Source organism: Brevibacterium mcbrellneri ATCC 49030, from assembly GCF_000178455.1.
Taxonomy (GTDB): Bacteria; Actinomycetota; Actinomycetes; order Actinomycetales; family Brevibacteriaceae; genus Brevibacterium; species Brevibacterium mcbrellneri.
The window spans coordinates 23152-48708 of record NZ_ADNU01000027.1 but is presented as its reverse complement, the minus strand read 5'-3'; the positions used below and the strand labels follow the sequence as shown (position 1 = coordinate 48708).

At 57.6% G+C, this 25557-nt stretch carries 19 protein-coding genes and 1 tRNA gene; 15 read left to right on the top strand and 5 right to left on the bottom strand.

Features of this window, described 5'->3' with window-relative positions:
- Positions 1 to 6: 6 nt before the first annotated feature.
- Positions 7 to 88 (bottom strand) — tRNA-Leu (locus HMPREF0183_RS04940).
- Between the two features lie 69 nt (positions 89 to 157).
- On the opposite strand from HMPREF0183_RS04940, the gene HMPREF0183_RS04935 reads away from it, so the two are divergent.
- Positions 158 to 778, top strand: coding sequence for an ANTAR domain-containing response regulator (locus HMPREF0183_RS04935; protein ID WP_005883436.1), 621 nt, complete (start codon positions 158 to 160; stop codon positions 776 to 778).
- Positions 779 to 789: 11 nt separating this feature from the next.
- On the opposite strand, the gene HMPREF0183_RS04930 is transcribed toward HMPREF0183_RS04935, so the two are convergent.
- On the bottom strand, positions 790 to 1230 hold the full coding sequence (locus tag HMPREF0183_RS04930; RefSeq protein WP_005883435.1) for a PaaI family thioesterase: 441 nt from the start codon (positions 1228 to 1230) through the stop codon (positions 790 to 792).
- Positions 1231 to 1260: 30 nt separating this feature from the next.
- Here HMPREF0183_RS04930 and polA point away from each other — a divergent pair, with 30 nt between their 5' ends.
- Positions 1261 to 3864, top strand: a complete 2604-nt coding sequence (gene polA / locus HMPREF0183_RS04925) for a DNA polymerase I (protein ID WP_005883433.1) — start codon at positions 1261 to 1263, stop codon at positions 3862 to 3864.
- A 28-nt stretch (positions 3865 to 3892) separates the two neighbouring features.
- Here the strand turns inward: polA and HMPREF0183_RS04920 are convergent, their stop codons facing one another.
- On the bottom strand, positions 3893 to 4726 hold the full coding sequence (locus HMPREF0183_RS04920) for a class I SAM-dependent methyltransferase (RefSeq protein ID WP_005883431.1): 834 nt from the start codon (positions 4724 to 4726) through the stop codon (positions 3893 to 3895).
- A 217-nt stretch (positions 4727 to 4943) separates the two neighbouring features.
- On the opposite strand from HMPREF0183_RS04920, the gene rpsA reads away from it, so the two are divergent.
- From rpsA to coaE, 3 genes are all read left to right on the top strand, one after another.
- Positions 4944 to 6410 carry a 30S ribosomal protein S1 gene (gene rpsA / locus HMPREF0183_RS04915; protein ID WP_005883429.1) on the top strand — a complete coding sequence of 489 codons (1467 nt, stop codon included), beginning with the start codon at positions 4944 to 4946 and terminating at the stop codon, positions 6408 to 6410.
- Between the two features lie 90 nt (positions 6411 to 6500).
- On the top strand, positions 6501 to 8270 hold the full coding sequence (locus HMPREF0183_RS04910; RefSeq protein WP_005883427.1) for a hypothetical protein: 1770 nt from the start codon (positions 6501 to 6503) through the stop codon (positions 8268 to 8270).
- Positions 8271 to 8297: 27 nt separating this feature from the next.
- Positions 8298 to 8897: a dephospho-CoA kinase gene (coaE, locus tag HMPREF0183_RS04905; protein ID WP_245527109.1), complete on the top strand. Its 600-nt coding sequence runs from the start codon at positions 8298 to 8300 to the stop codon at positions 8895 to 8897.
- On the opposite strand, the gene HMPREF0183_RS04900 is transcribed toward coaE, so the two are convergent.
- A complete protein-coding gene (locus tag HMPREF0183_RS04900; RefSeq protein ID WP_005883424.1) occupies positions 8886 to 9317 on the bottom strand; it encodes an OsmC family peroxiredoxin in 432 nt (143 codons plus the stop codon). The two genes, coaE and HMPREF0183_RS04900, sit on opposite strands and share 12 nt — an antisense overlap.
- Positions 9318 to 9398: 81 nt before the next feature.
- On the opposite strand from HMPREF0183_RS04900, the gene uvrB reads away from it, so the two are divergent.
- Entirely contained in the window at positions 9399 to 11528 is a 2130-nt protein-coding gene (uvrB, locus tag HMPREF0183_RS04895; RefSeq protein ID WP_005883423.1) for an excinuclease ABC subunit UvrB, read from the top strand.
- Between the two features lie 136 nt (positions 11529 to 11664).
- Positions 11665 to 12657, top strand: a complete 993-nt coding sequence (locus HMPREF0183_RS04890) for a TerC family protein (RefSeq protein ID WP_005883422.1) — start codon at positions 11665 to 11667, stop codon at positions 12655 to 12657.
- 11 nt (positions 12658 to 12668) lie between these two features.
- On the opposite strand, the gene HMPREF0183_RS04885 is transcribed toward HMPREF0183_RS04890, so the two are convergent.
- Positions 12669 to 12959 (bottom strand): YciI family protein, encoded by a 291-nt coding sequence (locus HMPREF0183_RS04885; protein ID WP_005883419.1) that lies wholly within the window; start codon positions 12957 to 12959, stop codon positions 12669 to 12671.
- A gap of 47 nt (positions 12960 to 13006) precedes the next feature.
- Here HMPREF0183_RS04885 and HMPREF0183_RS04880 point away from each other — a divergent pair, with 47 nt between their 5' ends.
- The 8 genes from HMPREF0183_RS04880 (at position 13007) to HMPREF0183_RS04845 (ending at position 25547) form a co-directional block, all read left to right on the top strand.
- On the top strand, positions 13007 to 15520 hold the full coding sequence (locus HMPREF0183_RS04880; RefSeq protein ID WP_005883417.1) for a DEAD/DEAH box helicase: 2514 nt from the start codon (positions 13007 to 13009) through the stop codon (positions 15518 to 15520).
- Positions 15521 to 15576: 56 nt separating this feature from the next.
- On the top strand, positions 15577 to 18444 hold the full coding sequence (gene uvrA, locus HMPREF0183_RS04875) for an excinuclease ABC subunit UvrA (RefSeq protein ID WP_005883415.1): 2868 nt from the start codon (positions 15577 to 15579) through the stop codon (positions 18442 to 18444).
- On the top strand, positions 18444 to 20357 hold the full coding sequence (gene uvrC, locus HMPREF0183_RS04870; RefSeq protein ID WP_005883413.1) for an excinuclease ABC subunit UvrC: 1914 nt from the start codon (positions 18444 to 18446) through the stop codon (positions 20355 to 20357). Before uvrA ends, uvrC begins: the two co-directional genes overlap by 1 nt.
- The gene (gene rapZ, locus HMPREF0183_RS04865; RefSeq protein ID WP_005883412.1) at positions 20350 to 21243 is read left to right on the top strand and encodes an RNase adapter RapZ; all 894 of its coding nucleotides are present in this window, start codon (positions 20350 to 20352) and stop codon (positions 21241 to 21243) included. Before uvrC ends, rapZ begins: the two co-directional genes overlap by 8 nt.
- On the top strand, positions 21244 to 22248 hold the full coding sequence (locus HMPREF0183_RS04860; RefSeq protein ID WP_005883410.1) for a gluconeogenesis factor YvcK family protein: 1005 nt from the start codon (positions 21244 to 21246) through the stop codon (positions 22246 to 22248).
- A gap of 11 nt (positions 22249 to 22259) precedes the next feature.
- Positions 22260 to 23243, top strand: a complete 984-nt coding sequence (gene whiA, locus HMPREF0183_RS04855) for a DNA-binding protein WhiA (RefSeq protein ID WP_005883408.1) — start codon at positions 22260 to 22262, stop codon at positions 23241 to 23243.
- A 75-nt stretch (positions 23244 to 23318) separates the two neighbouring features.
- On the top strand, positions 23319 to 24326 hold the full coding sequence (gene gap, locus HMPREF0183_RS04850; protein ID WP_005883406.1) for a type I glyceraldehyde-3-phosphate dehydrogenase: 1008 nt from the start codon (positions 23319 to 23321) through the stop codon (positions 24324 to 24326).
- Entirely contained in the window at positions 24327 to 25547 is a 1221-nt protein-coding gene (locus HMPREF0183_RS04845) for a phosphoglycerate kinase (RefSeq protein WP_005883404.1), read from the top strand.
- Positions 25548 to 25557 lie beyond the last annotated feature (10 nt).

Here is a 25557-nt window from a genome sequence, read left to right as displayed (position 1 = left end):
CATGTGTACCGGATGTGGGACTCGAACCCACACGTCTTTCGACAACGCATTTTGAGTGCGTCGCGTCTACCAATTCCGCCAATCCGGCAAGGTGTTCTCGATGAGAACCTTAGTAACACTATCAGATGATTTACGGTCCTTACCAATGTGATCTAGGATGAGTAGCGTGTCTAACTCAGAAAACGTGTCAGCAGAATCGCATCCAGTCCGACGAGTAGTCGTAGCAGAAGACGAATCTGTCATTCGTCTCGACATTGTGGAGATGCTCCGTGAAGTTGGCTATGACGTCGTGGGCGAAGCTGCCGACGGCGAATCCGCTATCCACCTCGCCGATGAACTGCGACCAGACCTCGTGGTCATGGACATCAAGATGCCTAAGATGGACGGCATTACGGCCGCAGAACACATCGCAAAAGCACGTATCGCCCCAGTGGTCCTGCTCACCGCCTTCTCGCAAAAAGAACTGGTTGACCGGGCACGGGACGCAGGCGCAATGGCCTACGTTGTCAAACCGTTCACTGCAGCAGACCTCGTTCCAGCCTTAGAAATCGCACTGTCGCGTCACGCTGAAATCACGGCCCTCGAAGCCGAGATCACAGATCTCACCGACCGTTTCGAAACCCGTAAACTCGTAGAACGTGCCAAGAGCCTGTTGATTTCAAACATGGGGCTGACGGAACCCGAAGCCTTCCGGTGGATCCAGAAGACCTCGATGGACCGTCGCCTCACCATGCGAGAAGTCGCCGAAACGGTTCTCAACCAGATCGAAAAGAACTAGCTCTAAAAGAACTAGTTCGACCCGCGTCGCAGGAAGTTCGTGATGCGCACGATCGACAGGAGCTTCCCTTCGTCGTTGGTCATGCGCACTTCGTGATTGATGATCGTGCGTCCTGCGTGAATAACCTCTGCGCGACCATGAACCGTGCCTTCACGTGCGGCGCGCACGTGGGTTGCGTTGAGGTCCACACCCACCACGGGCTGCCCATCGTTGCGGGCAAACGCGTGCATTGAAGCCAGCGACTCAGCCAATACCACGTGGCCACCCCCGTGGAACAGGCCCATGGGCTGCAAGTTTCCGGCCACAGGCATGGTCCCTTCAGCGAAGTCGAACCCAATCTTCGTCAACTTCATGCCTGTGCGCTTCATGATCGTGTCTTCGTCAATATGGCCGACCTTCTCCAGTAAAACGTCGAACTCTTCTGGGGTCATATCGGGTGTGAGCATTGGCATGGCTACTCCTTTGGGCCTGTGAGCTATCGTGTGAGTGTGAGCTCTCTACTTCTAATTGACGGACATTCTTTCGCCTACCGCGCTTACTTTGCGTTGCCTGCTGAAAACTTTTCCACTTCAACCGGGCAAACCACAAACGCAGTGTACGGCTTCCTCTCTATGTTGCTCACTGTGCTCGAAAATGAAAAGCCTGACCACGTTGCGGTCGCTTTCGACCTTGGGCGACAAACTTTCCGACTCGACGAATACCCCGAATACAAGGCTGGTCGCGCCCGCACCCCGGAAGATTTTCCCGGCCAAGTTGACCTCATTCAGGACATGCTGCGAGCGCTGAATATTCCGGTCCTCACCTTGGAGGGCTACGAGGCTGACGACATTCTGGCAACACTTGCGCTGCAGGCAACAGACCGAGGTGTCACCACCAAAATCGCGTCCGGCGACAAAGACTCGTTCCAGTTGGCTTCGGACACTGTGACGATTCTGTACCCTAAACGCGGGGTTACAGAGCTCAACCGATTCACTCCTCAAGCAGTCGAAGAAAAATACGGTGTCACACCTGCGAACTACCGGGGACTGGCAGCCCTGGTAGGCGAAAAAGCCGACAACCTCCCCGGCGTTCCCGGGGTAGGTGAAAAAACTGCGGCGAAGTGGTTAGCGAAGTACGGCGACCTCGACGCGATCATCGACAACGCTGAAGACATCGGCGGAAAAGTGGGGGAGAAGCTGCGCGATCACCTCGACGATGTGAAGCGCAACTACCGCCTCAACAAACTCGTCGACGACCTCGAGCTCAGCACCAACCCGCTGGACACCCAGGTGGGAGAGGGTGCTCACCTCGACGAGGTCACCGCGCTTTTCGATCAGTTGGAGTTCCGCCAGCTGGCAGAGCGGGTGAACGCTCTGTTTTTCGGTGACGTTGAGCAGGTTCCGCAGGTTGAGTTGCCCGAGGTCGTTGCCACTTCGGGAGCGGACCTCCGAGCGTGGTTGGACGCAGTAGAAGAACCCGTGGGATTCGCCCTTGAAGACGACACGCTGGGGCTTGCCAGTAATGACTCCGCGATCTGGGTCGACCTGACCGACCTCGACGAAAACTCTTTCAACGCCCTCGACACATTCATCTCTACAAAGAAGGTAGTCGCACACGACGTCAAGCCGCAGGTGCACGCGTGGGTCGAGCGGGGCTTTACACAACCACGGCCCATCATGGACACCGAACTTGCCGCCTACCTTCTCGCCCCCGACGCGCGAGGTTACAGCCTTGCGGACATGGCAAGCGACCTCGGCGTGGTCCTGGAAGAAGACCGCGACTTGCTCACCGATGTGGGAGAACAGTTAGGGCACCGCGCGTGGGTCACAGTGGCGCTGTACCCGCGTTTGCGTCAGGACCTGGAACGCAATCACTTGCAGGATGTTCTCGACGGCATCGAGATACCTACGCAAGAAATCTTGGCGCGTATGGAAATCGCAGGGATCGCCATTGACCAGTCGGTGTTGAACGAACTCATCACCGAGTTCGAGGCCGCCGCGCAGCAGAGCGCGTCGGAAGCGTATGCGTCTATTGGGCACGAAGTGAACCTGAATTCGCCTAAGCAGTTGCAGACCGTGCTTTTCGACGAACTCAACATGCCAAAGACCAAGCGCACCAAAACCGGGTACACCACGGACGCCGACTCGCTTGCGGACTTGCTGGTCAAAACGCAGCACCCATTCCTCGAACACCTCTTGGCCCACCGCGACCGCACCAAACTCAAACAAACCGTGGTGGGTCTGCAAAAGGTTGTCGCAGACGACGGGCGGATCCACACCACGTATCTGCAGACGGTGGCAGCAACCGGGCGGCTGAGCTCAAAGGACCCCAACCTGCAGAATATTCCGGTCCGCACGGACGCCGGCAGGCGCATCCGTTCCGTGTTCCAAGCCGCCCAGGACGACGGTTACGAAAGCCTCATGAGCGTGGACTATTCGCAGATCGAAATGCGGATCATGGCCCACTTGTCAGGCGACGAAGCGCTCATCCAGGCTTTTAAGGACGGTGAAGACCTCCACCGCTACGTGGCCGGGCAGGTGTTTGAAGTGCCCATTGAGGACGTCACCGACCAGCAGCGCTCCAAGGTCAAGGCCATGTCCTACGGCCTGGTGTACGGCTTGAGCGCATACGGGCTGTCGCGCCAGCTGGGTATTCCAACGGGTGAAGCAAGTGCCCTCATGGATGACTACTTCGCACGTTTTGGGGCCGTGAAGGAATATCTGGACCAAGTCGTCGAAGAAGCGCGCGGTCGCGGATACACCGAAACCATGTACGGCCGACGCCGGTACCTGCCACAGTTGCGCTCAGACCGCCGCCAGCTCAGGGAAATGGCAGAACGCGCAGCGCTCAACGCACCCATTCAGGGGAGCGCCGCCGACATCATGAAGATCGCCATGAAGCGGGTCGACGACGCTTTGCGTGAGGCCGAACTGAAGTCACGCATGCTCCTGCAGGTCCACGACGAAATCATCCTCGAGATCTGGGCTGGCGAAGCGATCCAGGTTGAAAAGCTCGTGCGTGAAAACATGAGCCAGGCGGCAGACTTAAGCGTTCCGCTCGACGTCAACGTGGGCGTGGGCCCCAACTGGCAAGACGCCGCACACTAGGACACGCGCCGCGCACTAAGGGAACTTCTCAGGGCAGAACAGTCGAGAAAACCGCAGTGCCCGGCATGAGCTCACCGCGCAGTGGTGACCAGCCACCCCATGCGGTGTGGTTGTCCTTGGGCCATTCGGGTTCGGTAATGCCACGCAGTTCAAAACCTGCGTCCACAATGAGTTTCACCCAGTCGCCAATAGTGCGGTGGTGTTCCGCGTAGATTGGGTTACCGGAACTGTCGAGCTCCACATAGGGTGTCCGGTCGAAGTACGAATACTCCACAGTGAGCCCCGCCTCTGAAGGCACGTCAGGGAACATCCACCGCAGGGGGTGGGTGACGGAAAACACCCACGCGCCACCCGGACGCAGGACCCGGGCAACCTCGCTGAGAACGACCTCGGCGTCCTTCACAAACGGCAACGCCCCATAGGAAGAAAACGCAATATCAAACGAGCCAGACGGGAACGGCAGCGAACGTGCGTCCGCCTGCAAGAACGTGGGCTCAACAGCACCGCCGGTGAGAGGTTGCTCACGGCTTAGGCGCGACGCCTGCTCGAGCATTCCAGAAGACAAGTCCACGCCGGTGGCAAAACCGCCCTGCTTGGCGACCCACCGCGAACACTGACCGGCACCGCACCCCACTTCCAGAACGTACTTGCCGGACACATCGCCCAAAAGCCCCGCTTCGGATTCGTGGACGCCTTCCGGGCACCAAATGAAATCGGACGCGCCAAGGAAGCTGCCGTGTTCCGCGAGATACTCAGAAGCTGAGCCATCCCAGTATGAACGATTCGCGCGAACCGAGGTCTCCTCATCAATAGGGATGTAGCCCCCGGAAATGATCTCTGCTGTGCTTTCAGTTTCGTTCACGCTTCACCTTTCGAGGACTTCAAATGACTGCCGAGGTGGTCGACAGTGTCGCTGTCAAGAACTGTCAGTTAGTGTTACACTTTCGTAGTGTATGCGCGAACTGTGCAACATGCGCCGTTTACGTCATACATTGTCCATGTTGTCAACCATATTCCTGGTGACTCACGGGTGACCGTGAATTACTGGGTGTAAGTCCATTTACGGAGTCCCTACCTTTATGACCACAACCACGCCGGAAACGGCGAAGAACTCGCAGGTTGCCGTTAACGACATCGGCTCTGCTGACGAATTCCTCGCGGCCGTAGACGAAACCATCAAGTACTTCAATGACGGAGATATCGTTGAAGGAACCATCGTCAAAGTAGATCGCGACGAAGTTCTGGTCGACATCGGTTACAAGACGGAAGGTGTCATCCTTTCGCGCGAACTGTCGATCAAGCACGACGTAGATCCAGCAGAGGTCGTTGAGGTGGGAGACCCCATCGAGGCATTGGTTCTCACCAAAGAAGACAAAGACGGTCGCCTCATGCTGTCCAAGAAGCGCGCACAGTACGAGCGTGCTTGGGGAGACATCGAAAAGGTTAAGGAAAACGAAGGTGTCGTCACCGGTACCGTCATCGAAGTTGTCAAGGGTGGACTCATCGTTGACATCGGACTGCGCGGATTCCTTCCTGCCTCCCTTGTTGAAATGCGTCGCGTCCGTGACCTCACTCCTTACATCGGGCAGAAGGTCGACGCTAAGATCATCGAACTCGACAAGAACCGCAACAACGTAGTTCTGTCGCGACGCGCATGGCTGGAAGAAACCCAGTCCACTGTTCGCCACGACTTCCTGCAGACCCTGCAGAAGGGCCAGGTTCGCCCAGGTGTTGTTTCCTCGATCGTCAACTTCGGTGCATTCGTGGACCTGGGTGGCGTAGACGGTCTGGTACACGTTTCCGAACTGTCCTGGAAGCACATCGACCACCCCAACGAAGTTGTCACCGTTGGCGACGAAGTCACCGTCGAAGTTCTCGACGTGGACATGGACCGCGAACGTGTCTCCCTGTCGCTCAAGGCAACTCAGGAAGACCCATGGCAGCACTTCGCTCGCACGCACGTCATTGGTCAGATCGTTCCTGGTAAGGTCACCAAGCTCGTTCCATTCGGTGCGTTCGTTCGCGTCGAAGACGGAATCGAAGGTCTGGTTCACATCTCTGAACTGGCCGTTCGCCACGTTGACCTGCCTGAACAGGTTGTTACCGTTGACGAAACCGTGTACGTCAAGGTCATTGACATCGACCTCGAGCGTCGCCGCATCTCGCTGTCGCTCAAGCAGGCTAACGAAGGTGTCGACCCTGACGCTGAAGAGTTCCTCGACCCAGCCCTGTACGGAATGGTTCAGGAATACGACGAAGACGGAAACTACAAGTACCCAGAAGGCTTCGACCCAGAAACCCAGGAATGGATGGAAGGGTACGAAGAACAGCGCGAAGCTTGGGAACAGCAATATGCTGCCGCTCAGGCCCGTTGGGAAGAGCACAAGAAGCAGGTTGCACGTGCAATCGCAGCCGACGCAGAAGCCGTTGCTGAAGCTCCAGCTGAGCCTGCAGCTAACTACAGCTCGGAAGAAGCCGCTGACGAAGGCACGCTGGCATCCGACGAAGCTCTCGCAGCTCTGCGCGAAAAGCTCGCTGGTAACTAATAGCTCTGTATAAAAGGCTCCCGCACTGCGGTGCGGGGGCCTTTTGCGTCCCATAAGTTTCGCGCCCACCTCCGACCTCTTGGAGTGCCCATGACTTTCACCCGATGGATCTCTTCGCGTCCAGCGGTGCGTTCCTGGTTTACTGATTCACGCCGGGAATGGCTGCTGTTCCTTGCAGTCTGCGTTCTGTTGTCCGTTCTCACATACGGGCGCTTGGTGGGCGACATGGGACACCGAGTGTTTGCCAGCAACGACGACTCGTCCCTGTTCATCTTCTGGTTTGCTCACGCCGCTGACGTGGTGCTGTCCTGGATTGGTTTGGGGTCTGGAGAACGCAATTTGCTCTACAGCAACTCCATGAACTACCCAGCAGGGGTCAACGGAGGGTGGAACACCTCGGTCATGGGATTGGCCGTGCCGCTGGCTCCCGTGACGTTGATATGGGGTCCGGTTGTTGCGTATAACGTGGCGATCATGTGTGCCCCGGTCGCGTGCGCGTTGTCTGCCGCGTGGGCTGCTGCGCAGCTTGTGTCTCGTCGGCCGGCCTTTGTCGCAGGAATCGCATACGGCTTTTCCACGTATGTCATCGCTCAGTCTGCCGGCCACTTAAACCTGGCATTTGCTGTGTTGCCGCCGTTGGTAGTTGGGTTCGTGGAAAGGTTAGTGACCGGCCGAGGTCGCACCTGGGTCAACGCTGTTGTGCTGGGCTGTGCTGTGGGGTGGCAGTTCTATCTGTCGAACGAACTTTTGGCACACACGTTCCTCATGACAGTGGTATTTCTTTTGGCTACGGTTGCTTTGCGGTGGACGGAAGTGCGTGAAGGAGCGCGTCGCATCGCTGTAGGTGGCGCGGGCGCAGTAGGCGTTGCCGTTGTGTGCGGACTGCCCTTGTTGATCACGATGTTTGCGCTTCCGGGGAAGCCTGAAGGCCCGATTCGTCCGCACGGAATCTGGAACAATGACCTGTTGGACCCGGTGACACCAGGTAAGTTCACCCTCATATCAGCGGGGCGAGAGATCCAGCGCGTGATCGGGATCGACGACGCTGAGATCGGGGGATACCTGGGGTGGCCGTGGCTTTTGACGGTTGCCGTGATCGTGGTGGTTCTTGGTATTCACCACGCGATGTCGGCTCGCGTGCGCACATTCGCGGTGGTTGCCGTTGTGATGTTCATTTTGTCGATGGGTTCACCCATGTTTGTCAACGGAACTGCTGCTGTGAACACCGGTCCGTTCCGCTTGGTTGAAAACACGCCTGTTCTGGAAAACGTGCTCCCGATGCGCATGAGTGTTCACGTTGCGCTCATGTGCGCGCTGTTGTTGGCGATCGCCTGGCACTCTGTGCGCCCGCGTCTCACCCCGCTCCTTGCCGTGGCGACGATCATCATTGCGGTGACAACCACCTCGGGAACGGTAGAAGTACGCAACATTGCCTACCCCAGCTTCTATGACGACGCCGTCCGCGAACACATTCCGCGGGGTGCGACCGTGAAAATGATGCCCCGGCCGGTGGCGTCTGCAGCCGCGCACAGCAACGAATCGCTCGTGGGGCAGGCGGTGTCCGGCATGTGGTTCAAACAGGTGGACGGCTATTTCATTGGATCACGTGACAACGTACCGGTGGCGTACCAGTCGGAAACGACCCAGCTGGACGACATCATGAACGGTGACGCCATGCCGGAAACGCACCAGGTGCGTGAAGCGTTAGAAGATCTTCGCGGGCGAGGCGTGGAGTACGTCGCGGTGACGGACTCAGGTTTTGGGCTGAAACACCCAGCCAGTGATATTGCGCGCGTACTTTCGGAATCTTCCAACGTTCAAGTCCAGTTTGTGGGCGGGGTGTACGTGATCCGGTTGTAGGCGGGTGGAGCGTCTACCATGGTGTGCATGGTGATGCTCATTGGCCTGACAGGCGGAATCGGCGCGGGAAAATCCACAGTGGCTCAGCTGTTTGAAGAGCGGGGCGTACCCATTGTCGATGCGGATGCGATTGCCCGCGACGTGGTGAAGCCGGGGGAACCCGCACTTGCCGAGCTGGTGGAACACTTTGGAGAAAGTATTTTGGGCGCCGATGGGGAACTCAACCGTGGGAAGCTCGCAGAAGTGGCGTTCGCGGACGCTGAATCGCACGAAGCCCTCAACGCCATCATGCACCCTGCCATCAGTGCAGAAACGTCAAAGCGAATCGACGTGCTACGTGGCGACCACCCGGTGATCGTTCACGACGTTCCACTCCTGGTAGAAGCCGGCTTGGCAGGGAACTATGACCTGACTGTCCTCGTTGATACCCCGGCTGAAGTTCGTTTGCAGCGGCTCACGGAGCTCCGTGGTATGGATCCCGAAGACGCGAAGAAACGCATCGCAGCTCAGGCCACGGATGAACAAAGGCGTGCGGTGTGCGATGTTGCTCTCGATAATTCGGGAGACATCGAACACCTGCGCGCCCAGTTCGAGCAGATGTGGGAGCGGTTCATCTCACGCGAGTGACGCAGTCACGTCAATGTCAACGCCCTTAAGGGCACGTGAGACCGGGCAGTCCTTCTTGGCTCGTTGCGCGATCGTTTCGAAGTTCGCTGTCGCGAGCCCTTCAACGCGACCCACGGTGTACAGGTGAATCTTGGTGATGCCCTTTTCCGGGTCGAAGGTGACATCTGCACCGGTGGAAATTGATTCGACTGCGACGCCTTCTTGAGCCAGCAGGTTTGCCAGAGCCATGCTGTAGCAGCTGGCGTGAGCCGCGCCCAGCAGTTCTTCTGGAGTCGTGGCGTCGGCAGATGGCGCGTTTTCTGAACGTGCCTTCCAGGTGAGAGGAAAGTTGCCCAGCTGTGACGAACTCAGCGACACGGTTCCGTTGCCGGACGCAAGTGAACCCGTCCACGTTGCCTGAGCCTTAGAAATGACGGACATAAGAAGCCTTTCTGTTAGAGAGCTATTTTCATGCTAACGTCACCGGGCGCGATGTGCGTGTTCACGCGTTAGGCTTGGAGAATGAGCACTGAGCCGAGCACTCCTGCCAATATTCCCGTTCCGGCGATTGGGCACCGCCCTGACGTGCAGCGGCGCGTCGCCCCGTTCGAGGTGGTCAGCGAGTACAGCCCATCGGGTGACCAGCCCACTGCGATTGCGGAGATCGCGCGCAGGCTCGACGACGGCGAGAAAGACGTCGTGCTTTTGGGTGCCACTGGTACCGGTAAATCGGCAACCACCGCGTGGCTGATCGAAAAAGTCCAACGACCCACGCTCATCATGGCGCCCAACAAGACCTTGGCCGCGCAGCTGGCCAACGAGTTCCGCCAGCTTCTGCCCCACAACGCGGTCGAGTACTTCGTGTCGTACTACGACTACTACCAGCCAGAAGCGTATGTTCCACAAACCGACACATTCATCGAAAAAGACTCGTCCATCAACGATGAAGTCGAACGCCTGCGCCACTCGGCAACCAACTCACTTCTCACCCGACGCGACGTCGTCGTGGTCTCCACCGTGTCCTGTATCTACGGTCTGGGAACCCCAGAAGAGTACGTGGACCGGATGGTTTCGCTCGAAGTCGGTGAAGAGGTCGACCGCGATGAGCTGCTCAAACGTTTCGTCGAAATGCAGTACACCCGTAACGACATGGCGTTCACCCGCGGAACCTTCCGGGTACGTGGCGACACGGTCGAAATCATCCCGCAGTACGAAGAACTCGCCATCCGTATCGAGTTTTTCGGCGATGAAATCGAAGCGCTCCACACTCTGCACCCGCTCACGGGCGAAGTGATTCGTGACGAAGACATCGTGCACATTTTCCCCGCGTCACACTATGTGGCCGGTGAAAACCGGATGGGTAAGGCGATCGCAGCGATCGAGGACGAACTGCAGGTGCGCCTGGCGGAACTTGAGAAACAGAACAAACTGCTCGAAGCGCAACGCCTGAAAATGCGCACTACATACGACCTCGAAATGATGCAGTCGATGGGGTTCACCTCGGGTATTGAAAACTACTCCCGGCACATCGACGGGCGCGCGGCAGGCACCGCCCCCAACTGTCTGCTGGACTACTTCCCTGAAGACTTTCTGCTGGTCATTGACGAATCTCACGTCACCGTTCCGCAGATTGGTGGCATGTATGAAGGTGACATGTCGCGCAAACGCACGCTGGTTGAGCACGGTTTCCGCCTGCCCAGCGCCTTGGATAACCGCCCGTTGAAGTTCGACGAGTTCCTTCAAAGGATCGGCCAGACCGTGTACCTGTCAGCGACCCCGGGTGACTTTGAACTCGAACGGTCCCGAGGTGTCGTCGAGCAGATCATTCGTCCAACCGGCCTCGTGGACCCCAAGGTTACCGTCAAGCCCACGCGGGGGCAGATCGACGACCTCCTAGGGGAGATCCGCGACCGCATTGAGAAGAACGAACGTGTCCTGGTCACCACTCTCACGAAGAAAATGGCAGAGGACCTCACCGACTACCTGCTCGAACACGACATCAAAGTCCAATACCTGCATTCGGACGTGGACACGCTCAAACGCGTTGAACTCTTAAGTGAATTGCGCGCCGGAGTGTTTGACGTGCTCGTGGGTATCAACCTGCTCCGTGAGGGCCTCGACCTTCCCGAAGTGAGCCTCGTAGCGATCCTGGACGCCGACAAAGAAGGGTTCTTGCGGTCGTCCAAGTCCCTCATCCAGACGGTTGGACGTGCCGCCCGTAACGTCAACGGTGAAGTGCACATGTACGGGGACACCATCACCCCGAGCATGCGGGAAGCGATCGACGAAACCAACCGTCGTCGCGAAATTCAGATCTCGTACAACAAAGAACACGGAATTGACCCCAAACCTCTTGTCAAGAAGATCGCCGACATCACGGAACGACTGCAACGCGAGGACGCTGACACGCGTGAACTGCTTACCGAATTTGACTACGGCAAGGGCAAACGTGGCTTCAACTCCGTAAAATCTGACACGCTCAAACCTGATGTCACGACGGCACCCAGTGAAAACCTCGCAGAACTGGCCGCCCAACTGACGGAACAAATGCACGAAGCCGCCGAACAGCTTCAGTTTGAACTGGCTGCCCGTTTGCGCGACGAACTCCAAGACATCAAGAAGGAACTGCGCACAATGCAACGCGAATCCTAAAAGGATCAGCTACACTGAAGAGGTTTGCGAAGGGGAGTATCCCACAACAAGACTTCGTCATCACGGTGCACAGGCACCCGGAGTCTAGGCGTCACGCACGCGGGAGAGACTTTCGAGTAATCGACGAAAGGCTCGCATGTCCACAGCTCTACCCTTGTGGTTCGAGGTCGGTTCGCTGATCGTCCTCGTGCTCCTCTTGATCTTCGATCTTCTGATCATCCTCAAGCGACCACACATTCCCTCGATGAAAGAAGCCACCGGCTGGGTGGTGTTCTACGTGACGCTGGCACTCATCTTCGCGGGACTCATGTTCGCAATTGGCGACACAGACCACGGCGTTGAGTTCTTGGCCGGTTGGCTCACCGAATACTCGCTGTCGATCGACAACTTGTTCGTGTTCGTCATCATCTTGAGCAAGTTCTCGGTCCCCAAGAAGTATCAACAAGAAGTCCTCATGGTGGGCATTATTGTTGCTTTGATCTTCCGCGGAGCTTTTATTCTTGCCGGCGCGTGGATCATCGAGATGTTCGTGGGCGTGTTCTACATCTTCGGTATCTTCCTTCTGTACACCGCCTTTAAGCAGGCATTTGGTGACGAAGAAGAGAGTGACGAAGATACCGGCTTCGTCAAGTTCCTCAAGAAGCGGATCAACTACACCGACGAATACGACGGCAATAAACTTCGCACCACAGTAGACGGCGTGAAACACTGGACGCCCATGTTGCTGGTGTTCCTTGCTATTGGAACTACCGATATCATGTTCGCCTTGGACTCAATCCCCGCGATCTTCGGTATCACCAAGAGTCCGTTCATTGTGTTTACCGCGAACCTGTTTGCTCTCATGGGGCTACGTCAGCTGTACTTCCTGCTGGGTGGCCTTTTGGACAGGCTCGAATACCTCAAATACGGGATTGCTGCGATCCTCGCGTTCATTGGCGTCAAGCTCATTCTGCACGCGATGCACGAAACATGGTTCCCAGGTGTTCCTGAAATCAACACGTGGGTATCACTGGGCTTTATCGTCTGTGCTATGCTCATCGCCACGATCGCAAGTTTGATCAAGGCACGTCGTACCCCGGACCGTATTACGTTCGGTTCGATGAGGCATCACGAAGACGACCACAGCTAGGCCCGCATCGACTAAGCCTCAGCAAACGGTCCGAACACCGGGTTCCAGGGGCGCACCTGCGTGGACGCAATCACACCGATTTCCGCGTAGGGGTCCTGGGCCAACAGATCCTCCACATTCGCTTGATCGTCCGCGCGGAAGATCAAGAGCCCACCCGGCTGGTCCTCTGACTCCAGTGGTCCGGAGGCGAGCAGAACGCCCGCTTCGTTCAACCGCTTCTGCCACGCGCGGTGTTCAGGACGCGCGTTCATGCGGGTCTCGGTGTCGGGTCCGTATTCGTAAACAACGGCAAAAGTTGCCATGTGTGCCTCCCTGCTAGGGTCGATGTGTCGACGAAATCCATGGAAAGTTGTTCGCCTTGCCACATCTTTATCGTGTCCCGGAAGAATTCGCAGATTCCGACACGCTTTTTGAGACATTTGTCGAATACACAAAAGACACCGGCATCACGCTGTACCCGGCACAAGAAGAAGCGATTCTGGCGATCCTCACCGGCGACAACACAGTCATGGCGACACCCACAGGGTCAGGGAAGTCAATGGTTGCGTTGGCGGCTGCCTTCTTTGCTCTGTGTCGCGGACAACGCACGTACTACACCGCGCCGATTAAAGCGCTCGTGAGCGAAAAGTTCTTTGACCTCACCCATATCTTTGGTGCTGACAATGTGGGAATGGTGACGGGGGACTCCACCGTAAACGCGGATGCCCCCATCATCTGCGCAACCGCAGAAATCCTGGCGAACCAAGCCCTGCGAGAAGGTGCCACTTTAGATGTGGGCATGATCGTCATGGACGAATTCCACTACTACGGTGACCCGCAACGCGGGTGGGCGTGGCAAGTACCTCTCCTCACCCTGCCTGCCGCGCAGTTCGTCCTCATGTCAGCGACCCTGGGGGACACCTCGGCGATTCAAAAATCTCTCACCGAACTCACCGGACGCGACTGCTCCCTCATCACGTCTGCCCACCGTCCGGTGCCACTGAGCTACGCCTATTCAGAAGAACCACTTCACGAAACACTCAGCAAGTTGGTGCGGGACAACAAAGCCCCCATCTATGTGGTGTCTTTCGCTCAAGCGGCGGCGGTTGAACTGGCCAGCAGTGTGGTCAACGCCAACCTGGCAACCCGTGAACAGCGCGAAGAAATCGCGGAAGAAATCCGAGGTTTTGGGTTCTCTAAAGGGTTCGGGGTGACGCTCAAACGGATGCTCTTGGCAGGTGTGGGCGTCCACCACGCGGGAATGCTCCCCAAATACCGCCGCTTGGTTGAACACTTAGCGTCGAGTGGAAAACTGTCGGTGATCTCCGGGACCGACACGCTGGGAGTGGGAATCAACGTTCCCATCCGCACCGTTGTGCTCACCGGGCTCACCAAGTTCGACGGGTTCCGCCAGCGACGTTTGCGAGTCCGTGAATTTCAGCAGATCGTGGGTCGTGCCGGGCGCGCCGGGTTCGACACGGAAGGCTTTGTGGTCGCCCAGGCCCCCGAACACGTCATTGAGAACAAGAAGGCGCTTCTCAAGGCCGGAGACGACCCCAAGAAACGCCGCAAAGTGGTCAAAAAGCAAGCTCCGGAAGGGTTCGTGAACTGGTCGGAAACCACGTTCAACCACCTGGTAGAAGGTAAGCCGGAAGAGCTTAAGAGCCGCATGCGGATTACCCACTCAACGGTAATCAACTTGCTCAGCCGACCCCACGCCAGCGTGGATACCGTCAAGGACTTTATCGATTCCAGCCACGACGAAAACACCCTCGATATGTATCTGCGGGCCTTGCGCATTGGGCGCAACCTGCTCGACGCCAGCGTGATCGAACGTCGCGTGGTGGGGGACAGAGTCGAATATGCGCCCGTGAACGATTTGGGGCCTCAGTTTGCACTCAACCAGCCGCTGTCGCCGTTCGCGCTTGCCGCGCTGGAACTGTTCGACCCCGAATCCGACACGTATGCGACGGACGTGCTGTCGGTGATCGAAGCGACCACCGAGGTGTCCTACGCAGTGCTCAAAGGCCAACTCAACCGGATCAAACGCGAAGAGTTAGCAGCGCTCAAAGCCGACGGTGTCGACTACGCCGAACGCATGGAGATTCTGGACGAAATCACCTACCCGCAACCCAACGGTGAGGTTCTTGAAGAAGCCTTCGACGCGTTCACCCACAGCGCGCCGTGGCTGCGCGAAATCGGCATCACCCCCAAGGCCGTGGTTGCGGACATGGTGGAGCACTCGATGAACTTCTCCCAGTTCGTCAACTACTACGGGCTGGCGCGCGTTGAGGGTGGGCTCCTGCGGTACCTCACGGACGTGTATCGCTCGCTCGTGCAGAACGTTCCCCACGACCTGCGTAATGAAGAGCTCACGGCTATCATCGAATGGTTGGGTGCCACCGTGATGCGGGTGGATTCCTCGCTGGTAGAAGAGTGGGAAGCGCTCAAGAATGCTGGGGATGAGGCCGAGGTGTTGCCCGCCTTGGATATGTCTCGCACGTTTTCGGCAGACACCCAGGCGTTCACGAGGGCCGTGCGAAATGCCATGTTCCACAGGGTCATTCTGGCCGAACGAGCTGCATATGACGCTCTGGGTGACCTAGACGGCGAATCCGGCTGGACGCAGAAGAAGTGGGAAGACGCGATCGAAGACTTCTACGACGAATACGGTGACCTGGGCGTGAGCAACGATTCGCGCGGGCCCAAGTTCTTCAACATCCTCGACAAAGAAGACGAAGCGTGGACAGTTCGTCAGATCCTCGACGACCCCGAAGGGGACATGGACTGGGCGATTACTGCGCGCGTGGATCTGCCTGCGAGTGACGAAGCCGGCGAGGTCGTTGTGGAGATCCTGGATGTGGGACCGCTGACCGGGAACTGAGGTGTACATAGGTCAGGCATCTCACATCGAATATATATTCGAAAGCGCATAGACTAATGAGTGTGAGTAAAGGTATTTCGCATCTGGATACGTTGCTGGTCAAAGGCGCACGCGCGCACAATCTGAAGAACGTCGATGTTTCGATTCCTCGTGATTCTCTTGTGGTGTTCACGGGGCTTTCGGGCTCTGGGAAATCCTCGCTGGCTTTTGACACGATTTTTGCTGAAGGACAACGGCGTTACGTCGAGTCCTTGTCGTCATACGCTCGCATGTTCTTAGGCCAGATGGACAAACCGGATGTCGATCTGATTGAAGGTCTGTCGCCTGCTGTTTCGATCGACCAGAAATCCACCTCACGCAACCCCCGGTCGACCGTGGGAACGATTACGGAAGTCTACGACTTCATGCGTCTGCTGTGGGCGCGAATCGGTAAACCTCACTGCCCCACGTGCGGAGAAGCGATTACACGCCAAACCCCGCAACAGATCGTTGACCAGCTCAGTGCTCTCCCTGAACGCACCAAGTTCATCGTCATGGCACCTGTCGTGCGTCAACGTAAAGGTGAGTTCACGGATCTGTTTCAGCAGTTCCAACAGGCAGGGTTCTCCAGGGCTGTTGTCGACGGCGAAACCGTCAGCCTGACTGAACCACCCACCCTCAAAAAACAGTACAAGCACGACATTTCTGTTGTCGTCGACCGCCTGATTGCCAAGGACGGGATCCACCAGCGACTCACCGACTCCGTCGAAACTGCTCTTGCTACGGCCAACGGCCGCGTGGATGTGGAGCTGGTAGAAACAGGGGAGAAGCGCACATTCTCGGAGCACCTTTCGTGCCCCAACGAGCACCCGCTCACCACCGACGAAATTGAACCACGCACGTTCTCATTCAACTCGCCGTTTGGCGCATGTCCCGTGTGCGATGGAATCGGAACCCGGCTCCACGTCGACCCGCAGCTGGTCGTCCCCAACGAAGACCTGAGTCTGGCCCAGGGTGCGATCGCTCCCTGGAGCATGGGGAAGACAACAGCCAAGTACTTCACGCGACTTTTGCAGGGGCTTGCGGACGACCTCGGCTTCTCCATGGACACCCCGTGGAAGGACTTGAGCAAGAAGCACCGCACCGCGATTCTGGAAGGCAAGGACTATCAAGTCCATGTCAAATACCGCAACAGGTTTGGGCGCGAACGCACCTACTCCACCGGTTTTGAGGGCGTTTTCGCCTACATTCTGCGCAAGCACCAGGAGACCGAATCGGAACACTCGCGGGCACGCTATGAGTCATATATGCGTGAGGTCCCGTGTGCCGAATGTGACGGAACACGTCTCAAACCAGAAGCTCTTCATGTGCTGGTGGGTGGAAAGTCGATTGCGGATGTCAGCAACATGCCGCTGGACGAATCCGCCCACTTCCTGACGAACATGGAACTCGATGGGCGTGACGCTCAAATCGCAGCGCAAGTGCTCAAAGAGATCGGCGCGCGCATGCGTTTCTTGCTCGACGTGGGACTCGAGTATCTGACACTTCACCGCACGGCGGGCACCCTGTCTGGTGGTGAAGCGCAGCGTATTCGCTTGGCCACCCAGATCGGTTCAGGTCTGGTGGGAGTGTTGTATGTTCTTGACGAACCGTCGATTGGGCTTCACCAACGCGATAACCGCCGCCTCATCGAAACTCTGCAGCGCTTGCGCGACCTGGGTAACACGCTCATCGTGGTCGAACACGACGAAGAAACCATCGAGACCGCCGACTGGATCGTGGATATTGGTCCCGGCGCCGGGGAACACGGTGGTGAGGTCATTTACTCCGGCGACTACAAAGGACTTCTCAAAGAAAAGAAGTCCATCACCGGCGCGTACATGTCCGGGGCTAAATCGATTGAGATTCCACAGGCCCGGCGACCACGTGACACCAAACGGATCGTCAGGGTTGAAGGTGCGCGCGCGAACAACCTCAAGAACATTAGCGTTGACTTCCCCCTAGGTGTGTTCACCGCCGTGACCGGAGTGTCGGGTTCCGGCAAGTCAACGCTGGTTAACGACATTTTGTACACGGTGATGGCCAATGAGCTCAACAACTCTAAACAGGTTCCCGGCCTGCACAAACGCGTGACTGGCCTGGATAATCTGGACAAGGTCATTCACGTGGACCAGTCACCCATCGGGCGTACCCCTAGGTCCAACCCAGCCACCTACACGGGCGTGTTCGACCACGTGCGCAAACTGTTTGCAGAAACCGAAACCGCCCGCATCCGCGGTTACCAGCCCGGTCGTTTTTCGTTCAACGTCAAGGGAGGGCGTTGCGAAAACTGCAGCGGTGACGGAACCATCAAGATCGAGATGAACTTCCTGCCAGACGTCTACGTCCCGTGTGAAGTGTGCAAGGGCCAGCGCTACAACCGTGAAACCTTGGACGTGAAGTTCAAAGGCAAGTCGATCGCCGATGTTCTGGACATGCCCATCGAAGAAGCCACCGAATTCTTCTCCGCAGTCCCTGCCATCCACCGCCACCTGTCGACCCTTGCTGAGGTGGGGCTTGGCTATGTCCGTTTGGGCCAGCCAGCGACCACGCTGTCCGGAGGAGAGGCGCAGCGCGTTAAGTTGGCAGCTGAGCTGCAGAAACGTTCCCGAGGTCGCACCGTCTACGTCCTCGACGAACCCACCACGGGACTGCACTTTGAAGACATCCGCAAACTCTTGGGTGTCCTGCAGGGATTGGTGAACAAGGGCAACACGGTCATCGTCATCGAGCACAACTTGGATGTGATCGCGTCTGCGGACTACATCATTGACATGGGCCCAGAAGGCGGCCGAGGTGGTGGCACCGTGGTTGCTACAGGTACGCCCGAGGAGGTTGCTGGGGTAGAAGCCAGCCACACGGGTAGGTTCCTTGCCAACATGTCGGCGATTCGGGAACGGCTGTAGTGGACCCACAGCTCTACCGGCCTAAAACCGGGGAGATCCCCACCGACCCCGGTGTGTACACGTTTCGCGATGCCGACGGGCGCGTGATCTACGTTGGTAAAGCGAAGAACCTGCGTAACAGGTTGAATTCGTACTTTGCCGACCCAGCGGGCCTGCATCCTCGCACGTTCACCATGGTTCACACGGCTTCCAGTGTGAACTGGACCGTGGTGAAAACTGAGGTCGAGGCGCTGCAACTCGAATGGACATGGATCAACGAATTCAATCCGCGGTTCAACGTGATGTTCAGGGACGACAAGTCCTATCCGTACTTAGCGATCACGGTGCGCGATGAGTACCCTCGCGTGTTTGTCACCCGAGGCAAACGTAAAAAGGGCATGAAGTACTTTGGCCCGTTCACCGCTGTGTGGGCGATCCGGGAATCCTTGGATCTTCTTCTGAAAGCGTTCCCCGTACGCACGTGCGCCAAGACGGTGTTCGACCGGGCCCAGCGCCAAGGGCGGCCATGCCTTCTGGGGTACATCGACAAGTGTTCCGCGCCGTGCGTGGGCAAGATCGAAAAGGATGAATACGCGGAACTGGTGAAAAGCGTTATCGAGTTCATGTCCGGAAACTCCGGGAAGTTCATTTCGGTGCGCAAACAGGCCATGAAAGAAGCCTCCGCCAACCTCGACTTTGAAGAAGCTGCACGCCTCCGTGATGAGATCACAGCCTTGGAAACCGTGCTGAACAAGAACGCCGTGGTGCTGTCCCAAAACGCCGACGCAGACGTTTTTGGACTCTACGCAGAGGAACTAGAAGCATCAGTGCAGGTATTTCACATTCGCGGGGGACGCATCCGGGGGCAGCGGGGCTGGATCATTGAACGCATGGAAGACAAAACGCCTGGTGAACTGATCGAGGACGCGATCCGGCAGGCGTATACCGATGTGGACACCCATGCGATCCCCACAGAAATCCTCACGAGTCACGAACCCGCTGACAAAGAACTGCTAGGGGAGTGGCTGCGATCGGTGCGCGGAGCCAAGATCGACATGCGCGTCCCGCAACGCGGAGAAAAGAAAGCAGTCCTCGAGACCGCCGAACTCAACGCACACAAGGCGTTGGCCCTTCACAAGACCCGGCGCGCGTCTGATCTCACTACGCGTTCCCAAGCACTCAACGAAATTCACGAAGCACTCGACCTCACGGAGCCACCGCTGCGGATCGAATGCATCGACAACTCGCACACAGCGGGCCAAAACGTGGTGGGCTCACTTGTCGTATTCGAAGACGGCCTGCCTAAGAAAAAGGACTACAAACGCTTCTCGGTGACTGGGGACGCTGCCCGGGATGACACCTCGGCGATGTACAACGTGGTCAGCCGGCGCTTTGAACGCTACCTGGAGAACATGGGCAAGGACGACACTGGATTCGGATACCGTCCGTCGCTCCTGGTGGTCGACGGGGCGCTTCCCCAAGTCCACGCAGCTACGCAAGCCCTGCACGACCTCGGCATCCCTGACATCACGGTTGTGGGACTTGCGAAACGCTTAGAAGAAGTCTGGGTGCCCTGGGACGAATTCCCGGTCATTCTTCCACGCAACTCCGAAGGCCTGTTCATGCTTCAACGCATTCGCGACGAAGCCCACCGTTTTGCGATTACGTATCACCGGCAGAAACGTTCGGCATCCATGACGCGCTCTGAACTCGACGCGATCGACGGGCTCGGAGCAGCGAAACAAAAAGCGCTGTTGAAGCATTTCGGTTCCGTGAAGAAGATCAAAGCGGCGTCCGTTGAGGAACTGATGCAAGCACGTGGGATCGGCCCTCAGTTAGCTGACAAGATCCATGGTCACTTCACGCAAGCACAACCAGATGAGGAAAATGCGGGTACGGTAGAAGAACCGACAGAAGGGCGTGCGCATGACTGAACAGACCGGACCAATCTTGGGTGGCGACTTCGAAGTTCTTGTTCTCACCGGCATGTCCGGAGCCGGCAGGTCTACGGCGGCCAACACGCTGGAAGACCTGGGATGGTACGTCGTTGACAACCTCCCACCACAGATGATCATTCCGCTGGTGGAACTTGTCGCCAGAGCTGACGGAAAGCTCCCCAAGGTCGCGGTCGTTGCCGATGTGCGCAGTCGCTACACCTTCAGCGAACTCGAGAACTCCGTGGCCGACTACCAAGACCAAGGCGTACGCATCAAAATCCTGTTTCTTGACGCATCCGATGAGGTACTCGTCAGGCGGTTCGAATCTGTGCGTCGTCCACACCCTCTGCAAGAAGACGGGACACTCATCGACGGGATCGACGCAGAACGCACACTGCTTGCTGAGATCCGTAGCAAATCGGACTATCGGATCGATACGTCAGACCTCAACGTTCACCAGTTGGGTGCTGAAATTAAGCGCATTTTTGACACAGACAACGTGTCGGCCCTCCGAATCACCGTCATGAGCTTCGGGTTTAAGTATGGCCTGCCAAAAGATGCTGACCACGTCGTTGACGTGCGCTTTCTTCCGAACCCCTACTGGATTCCTCACCTGCGATCCAAAACCGGTGAAGACGAAGCAGTCTCCAGTTACGTGCTGTCCCAGCCGGGGGCACTGTCCTTTGTTGACCGGTACTTGAGTACGCTTGACGTCATCATTCACGGCTATCTGCGCGAACACCGTTCGTACGCCACCGTCGCAATCGGTTGTACGGGTGGAAAGCACCGCTCAGTAGCCATCTCTGAACAGCTCGCACGCCGCTTAGCCGACCGCACCCAGGCTCGCGTGAACGTGCGCCACCGAGACTTGGGGCGGGAATAAATGGAAATACCTACTACTGAACTCCCAGTATTCTTCCCCCGGTCAAAAATGGCCGGGCCGGAAATCGTCGCTTTTGGTGGCGGTCACGGACTCTACTCTGCGCTTCGTGCGTTCAGATTACTGACTAAGAACCTCACTGCCGTTGTCACGGTTGCCGACGACGGAGGATCTTCCGGTCGCTTGCGCGAAGAGTTCGACGTTTTGCCACCCGGCGACTTGCGCATGGCGCTTGCTGCCCTGTGTGGGGACAGCGAATGGGGCCAAACCTGGCGCGACGTCATTCAACACCGGTTCGTCTCAGACGGCCCACTCAACGACCACTCCGCCGGTAACCTTCTCATCACAGCGCTGTGGCAACACCTCGGGGACCCGGTAGACGGTCTGGACTGGATGGCCCAGTTGGTGCGCGCTCAAGGGCGCGTCCTTCCCATGTCCAGCATTCCGCTCACCATTACCGCTGATGTCGACGACGGATACGGGAACATCGAAAAGGTGTCAGGACAGTGCACCGTGGCAACCACCTCGGGCACGGTCAAACAGGTTCACTTAGAACCTGAGTCCCCGCCAGCCCGCCGCGAAACGCTCGAATCCGTCACCAACGCAGACGTACTGAATTTGGGGCCGGGGTCCTGGTACACCTCGGTTATGCCTCACATGCTGGTGCCTCAGTTGCAGCAGGCGATCCGGGACAGCGACGCGGTCAAGATTCTCACGCTCAACCTCCCCGGCGACACGGAAGAAGGGCGTGGAATGCAGATGCGTGACTTTGTGCGCGTCCTGCATGAGCATGCACCTGATCTTCGTATCGACTACGTACTTGCCGACGAAGAGGCCGCGTGCGGGCAGACCGGACTGGCAACCACCGCGTCGAACCTCTTTGGAGCCCGCACATGGTTCGCCTCAGTAGAATCGAGCACGCCAGGAGTTCACGACAGCCTCAAACTCGCCGCATGCTACCGTGACATTTTGTCCGATGCGGGGATTCCAACAAACGAGCAGTGGTAGAAGGGAATGGCATGGCTCTGACAGCACAAGTAAAGGATGAACTTGCGCGTTTCGTCGAACCGCGAACCGCTGCACGCAAGGCAGAAGTATCCTCGTTGCTACGGTTTTCTTCCGCACTGCACATCGTTGCCGGCTCAATCGTCATTGAAGTTGAACTCGACACTGGGGTGGCAGCGCGTAGGCTCCGCTCTGAGATTAAGGACCTGTACGGACACGTTGCCGAAATCATCGTGATCAACGGCTCGGGTCTTAAGAAGGGTTCGCGCTTCATGGTCCGGGTTGGAACGGACGGGGTTGCACTTGCTCGTCAAGCTGGTCTGATCGACGCTCAAGGTCGCCCCGTGCGAGGCCTGCCCGCTGCCGTGGTCAACGGTTCGCTCACCGACGCTAAAGCCGCGTGGCGAGGCGCGTTCTTAGCGCACGGGTCGCTGACCGAACCTGGACGTTCGTCTGCCCTTGAAGTGACGTGCCCAGGGCCAGAAGCTGCCCTTGCGCTGGTAGGTGCGGCGCGGCGTTTGGGGATTTCAGCCAAAGCCCGCGAGGTACGTGGCGTTGACCGTGTCGTGATCCGTGACGGCGAAGCCATTGGGGCTCTTCTCACCTCGATGGGCGCTGAACAGACGCGCCTGGTGTGGGAAGAACGCCGCCTGCGCCGGGAAGTCCGGGCGACAGCCAACCGGCTCGCAAACTTTGACGACGCGAACCTGCGCAGGTCGGCACGTGCCGCCGTGGCCGCTGGTGCCAGGGTTGAACGTGCTCTTGAGATCCTGGGCGACGAGGTTCCTGAACACCTCAAGTACGCGGGCAAACTTCGTCTCGAACACAAGCAAGCGTCGCTTGAAGAACTGGGACAGCTGGCCGAACCTCCGATGACCAAGGACGCGATCGCTGGGCGAATCCGTAGGCTCCTTGCAACGGCTGATAAAAAGGCTGCTGAGCTGGGGATCCCGGACACCGAAGCTAATTTGACTCCCGAAATGTTAGAAGACGTTTAACCTTTTACACACCTGCCACGCACATGTGGCGTACTACGATAGAAGAGCACGACAATCCCTCTCATCAGGAGTGACATGACTCGCGTTGGCATCAATGGTTTTGGTCGTATTGGACGTTCATTTCTTCGCATCGTTTTGGAAAATGACTTGGATTTGGAGGTCGTGGCAATCAACGACCTGACAGACAACGGACAGCTTGCACACTTGCTCAAATATGACACCGTGTGGGGTCGCTTTAACGGTGAAGTGTCATATGACGACGAGTCGCTGACCGTCAACGGTAAGCGTATCGTTGCCTCAGCCCACAAGGACCCCGCTGACATCGATTGGGCAGCTGCCGGCGCCGAGGTGGTTGTTGAGTGTACTGGGAAGTTTAAGAAGCGCGACCAGGCGGCTCTGCACTTGGGTGAAACGGTCAAGAAGGTCGTGCTTTCCGCACCTGGTAAGGGCGTTGACGGCATGTTCGTCATGGGTGTCAACGACAATGAATACGACCCGGAAAACCAGCACATTGTGTCCAACGCGAGCTGCACCACCAACTGCTTGGCTCCGGTTGCTAAGGTCCTTGACGAATTCTGTGGAATCGAATCGGGAATCATGACCACCGTTCACGCATACACAGGCGGACAGAACTTGGTCGACGGTCCGCACAAGGACTTGCGCCGTGGACGCGCGGCTGCTGTTAACCTCGTTCCCACCACAACAGGTGCTGCGAAAGCTGTGGGGAAGGTGTTGCCACAACTGGACGGCAAGCTCGACGGTTTCGCGGTGCGCGTGCCGGTTCCTACGGGTTCGTTGGTTGACTTGACCTTCGTTCCGTCCCGAGACGTGTCGGTCGAAGAAGTCAACGCGGCGGTGAAGGAAGCAACCAGCGGCGACCTCGGGCACATTCTGGAATACACGGAAGACCCAATCGTGTCCTCTGACATTGTCATGGCCAGCCACTCGTCGATCTTCGACGCGGAACTCACCCGCAAGGTGGGCAACCAGATTAAAGTCATTGCTTGGTACGACAACGAATGGGGATACTCCGAACGCCTCGTTGAAATGGTCGAACTGGTAGCAGCGAAACTGGAGAAGTAAATGAAAACTCTTGACAACCTCGGCGAATTTGCCGGCAAGCGCGTCTTGGTGCGCAGTGACCTGAACGTGCCCATGGACGGCGACACAATTACGGATGCGGGCCGCATCAAGGCGTCGGCTCCTACCATTCGTGATCTCGCCGAGGCGGGCGCCCGGGTGATCGTGATGGCTCACCTGGGTCGCCCCAAGGGTGAAGTGAAGCCCGAGTTTTCGTTGGCCCCTGTGGTTGAAGAGCTCGCAAAAGAAGTGGGACGCGACGTGAAGTTCGCCTCTGACACCGTGGGTGAGGACGCGCGCGCCAAGGCTGAACAGCTCACTGACGGTGAGGTTCTGCTACTGGAAAACCTGCGCTTTAACCCAGGCGAGACGTCAAAAGTCGATGCTGAGCGGGACGAGTTCGCACAGCAGTTGGCCAGCCTGGCAGACGTGTTCGTGTCTGACGGATTCGGTGTTGTGCACCGTAAGCAGGCCAGTGTGTACGACATTGCGAAGAAGCTCCCGCACTACGCAGGTGGTCTCGTTGAGGCCGAGGTGCGTGTGAGTCGCCAGCTTCTGGAAGACCCCCAGCGTCCGTACACGGTTGTTTTGGGCGGTTCAAAAGTCTCAGACAAGCTGGGTGTTATCGAGTCCCTGCTTGAACGTGCGGACACTCTGATTATTGGGGGTGGCATGGTGTATACCTTCCTCAAGGCTCAGGGTAAGGGCGTTGGTGCTTCGTTGCTGGAAGAAGACCAGATCGACACGGTCAAGGGTTACCTCGAGACCGCGCAGAACAAGGGCGTGACCATCATGTTGCCTACCGACATCGTGATGGCTGAAAAGTTTGCCGCTGATGCCCAGCACTGGACAGTAGGCGTTGACGAACTGGAGAACACGCCGGCCGGCGAGTCTGCACTTGGTCTGGACATTGGGCCCGAAAGCGCCAAGGCGTACGCGAAAACCATTACCGAATCTAAGACCGTGTTCTGGAACGGCCCCATGGGTGTTTTTGAGTTCGAAGCTTTCGCAGCAGGCACCAAAGCTGTGGCAGAAGCCTTGTCCACCGCACACGGGGGAGTCGACCAGGGTCGCCTGACCGTTGTCGGTGGAGGAGACTCTGCGGCCGCTGTGCGAGCACTAGGATTTAGTGATGACGACTTCGGTCACATTTCGACCGGGGGAGGCGCTAGCCTTGAGTTCCTCGAAGGCAAAGAGCTTCCCGGACTGACCGTTCTGGACTAGAGCAGAACTC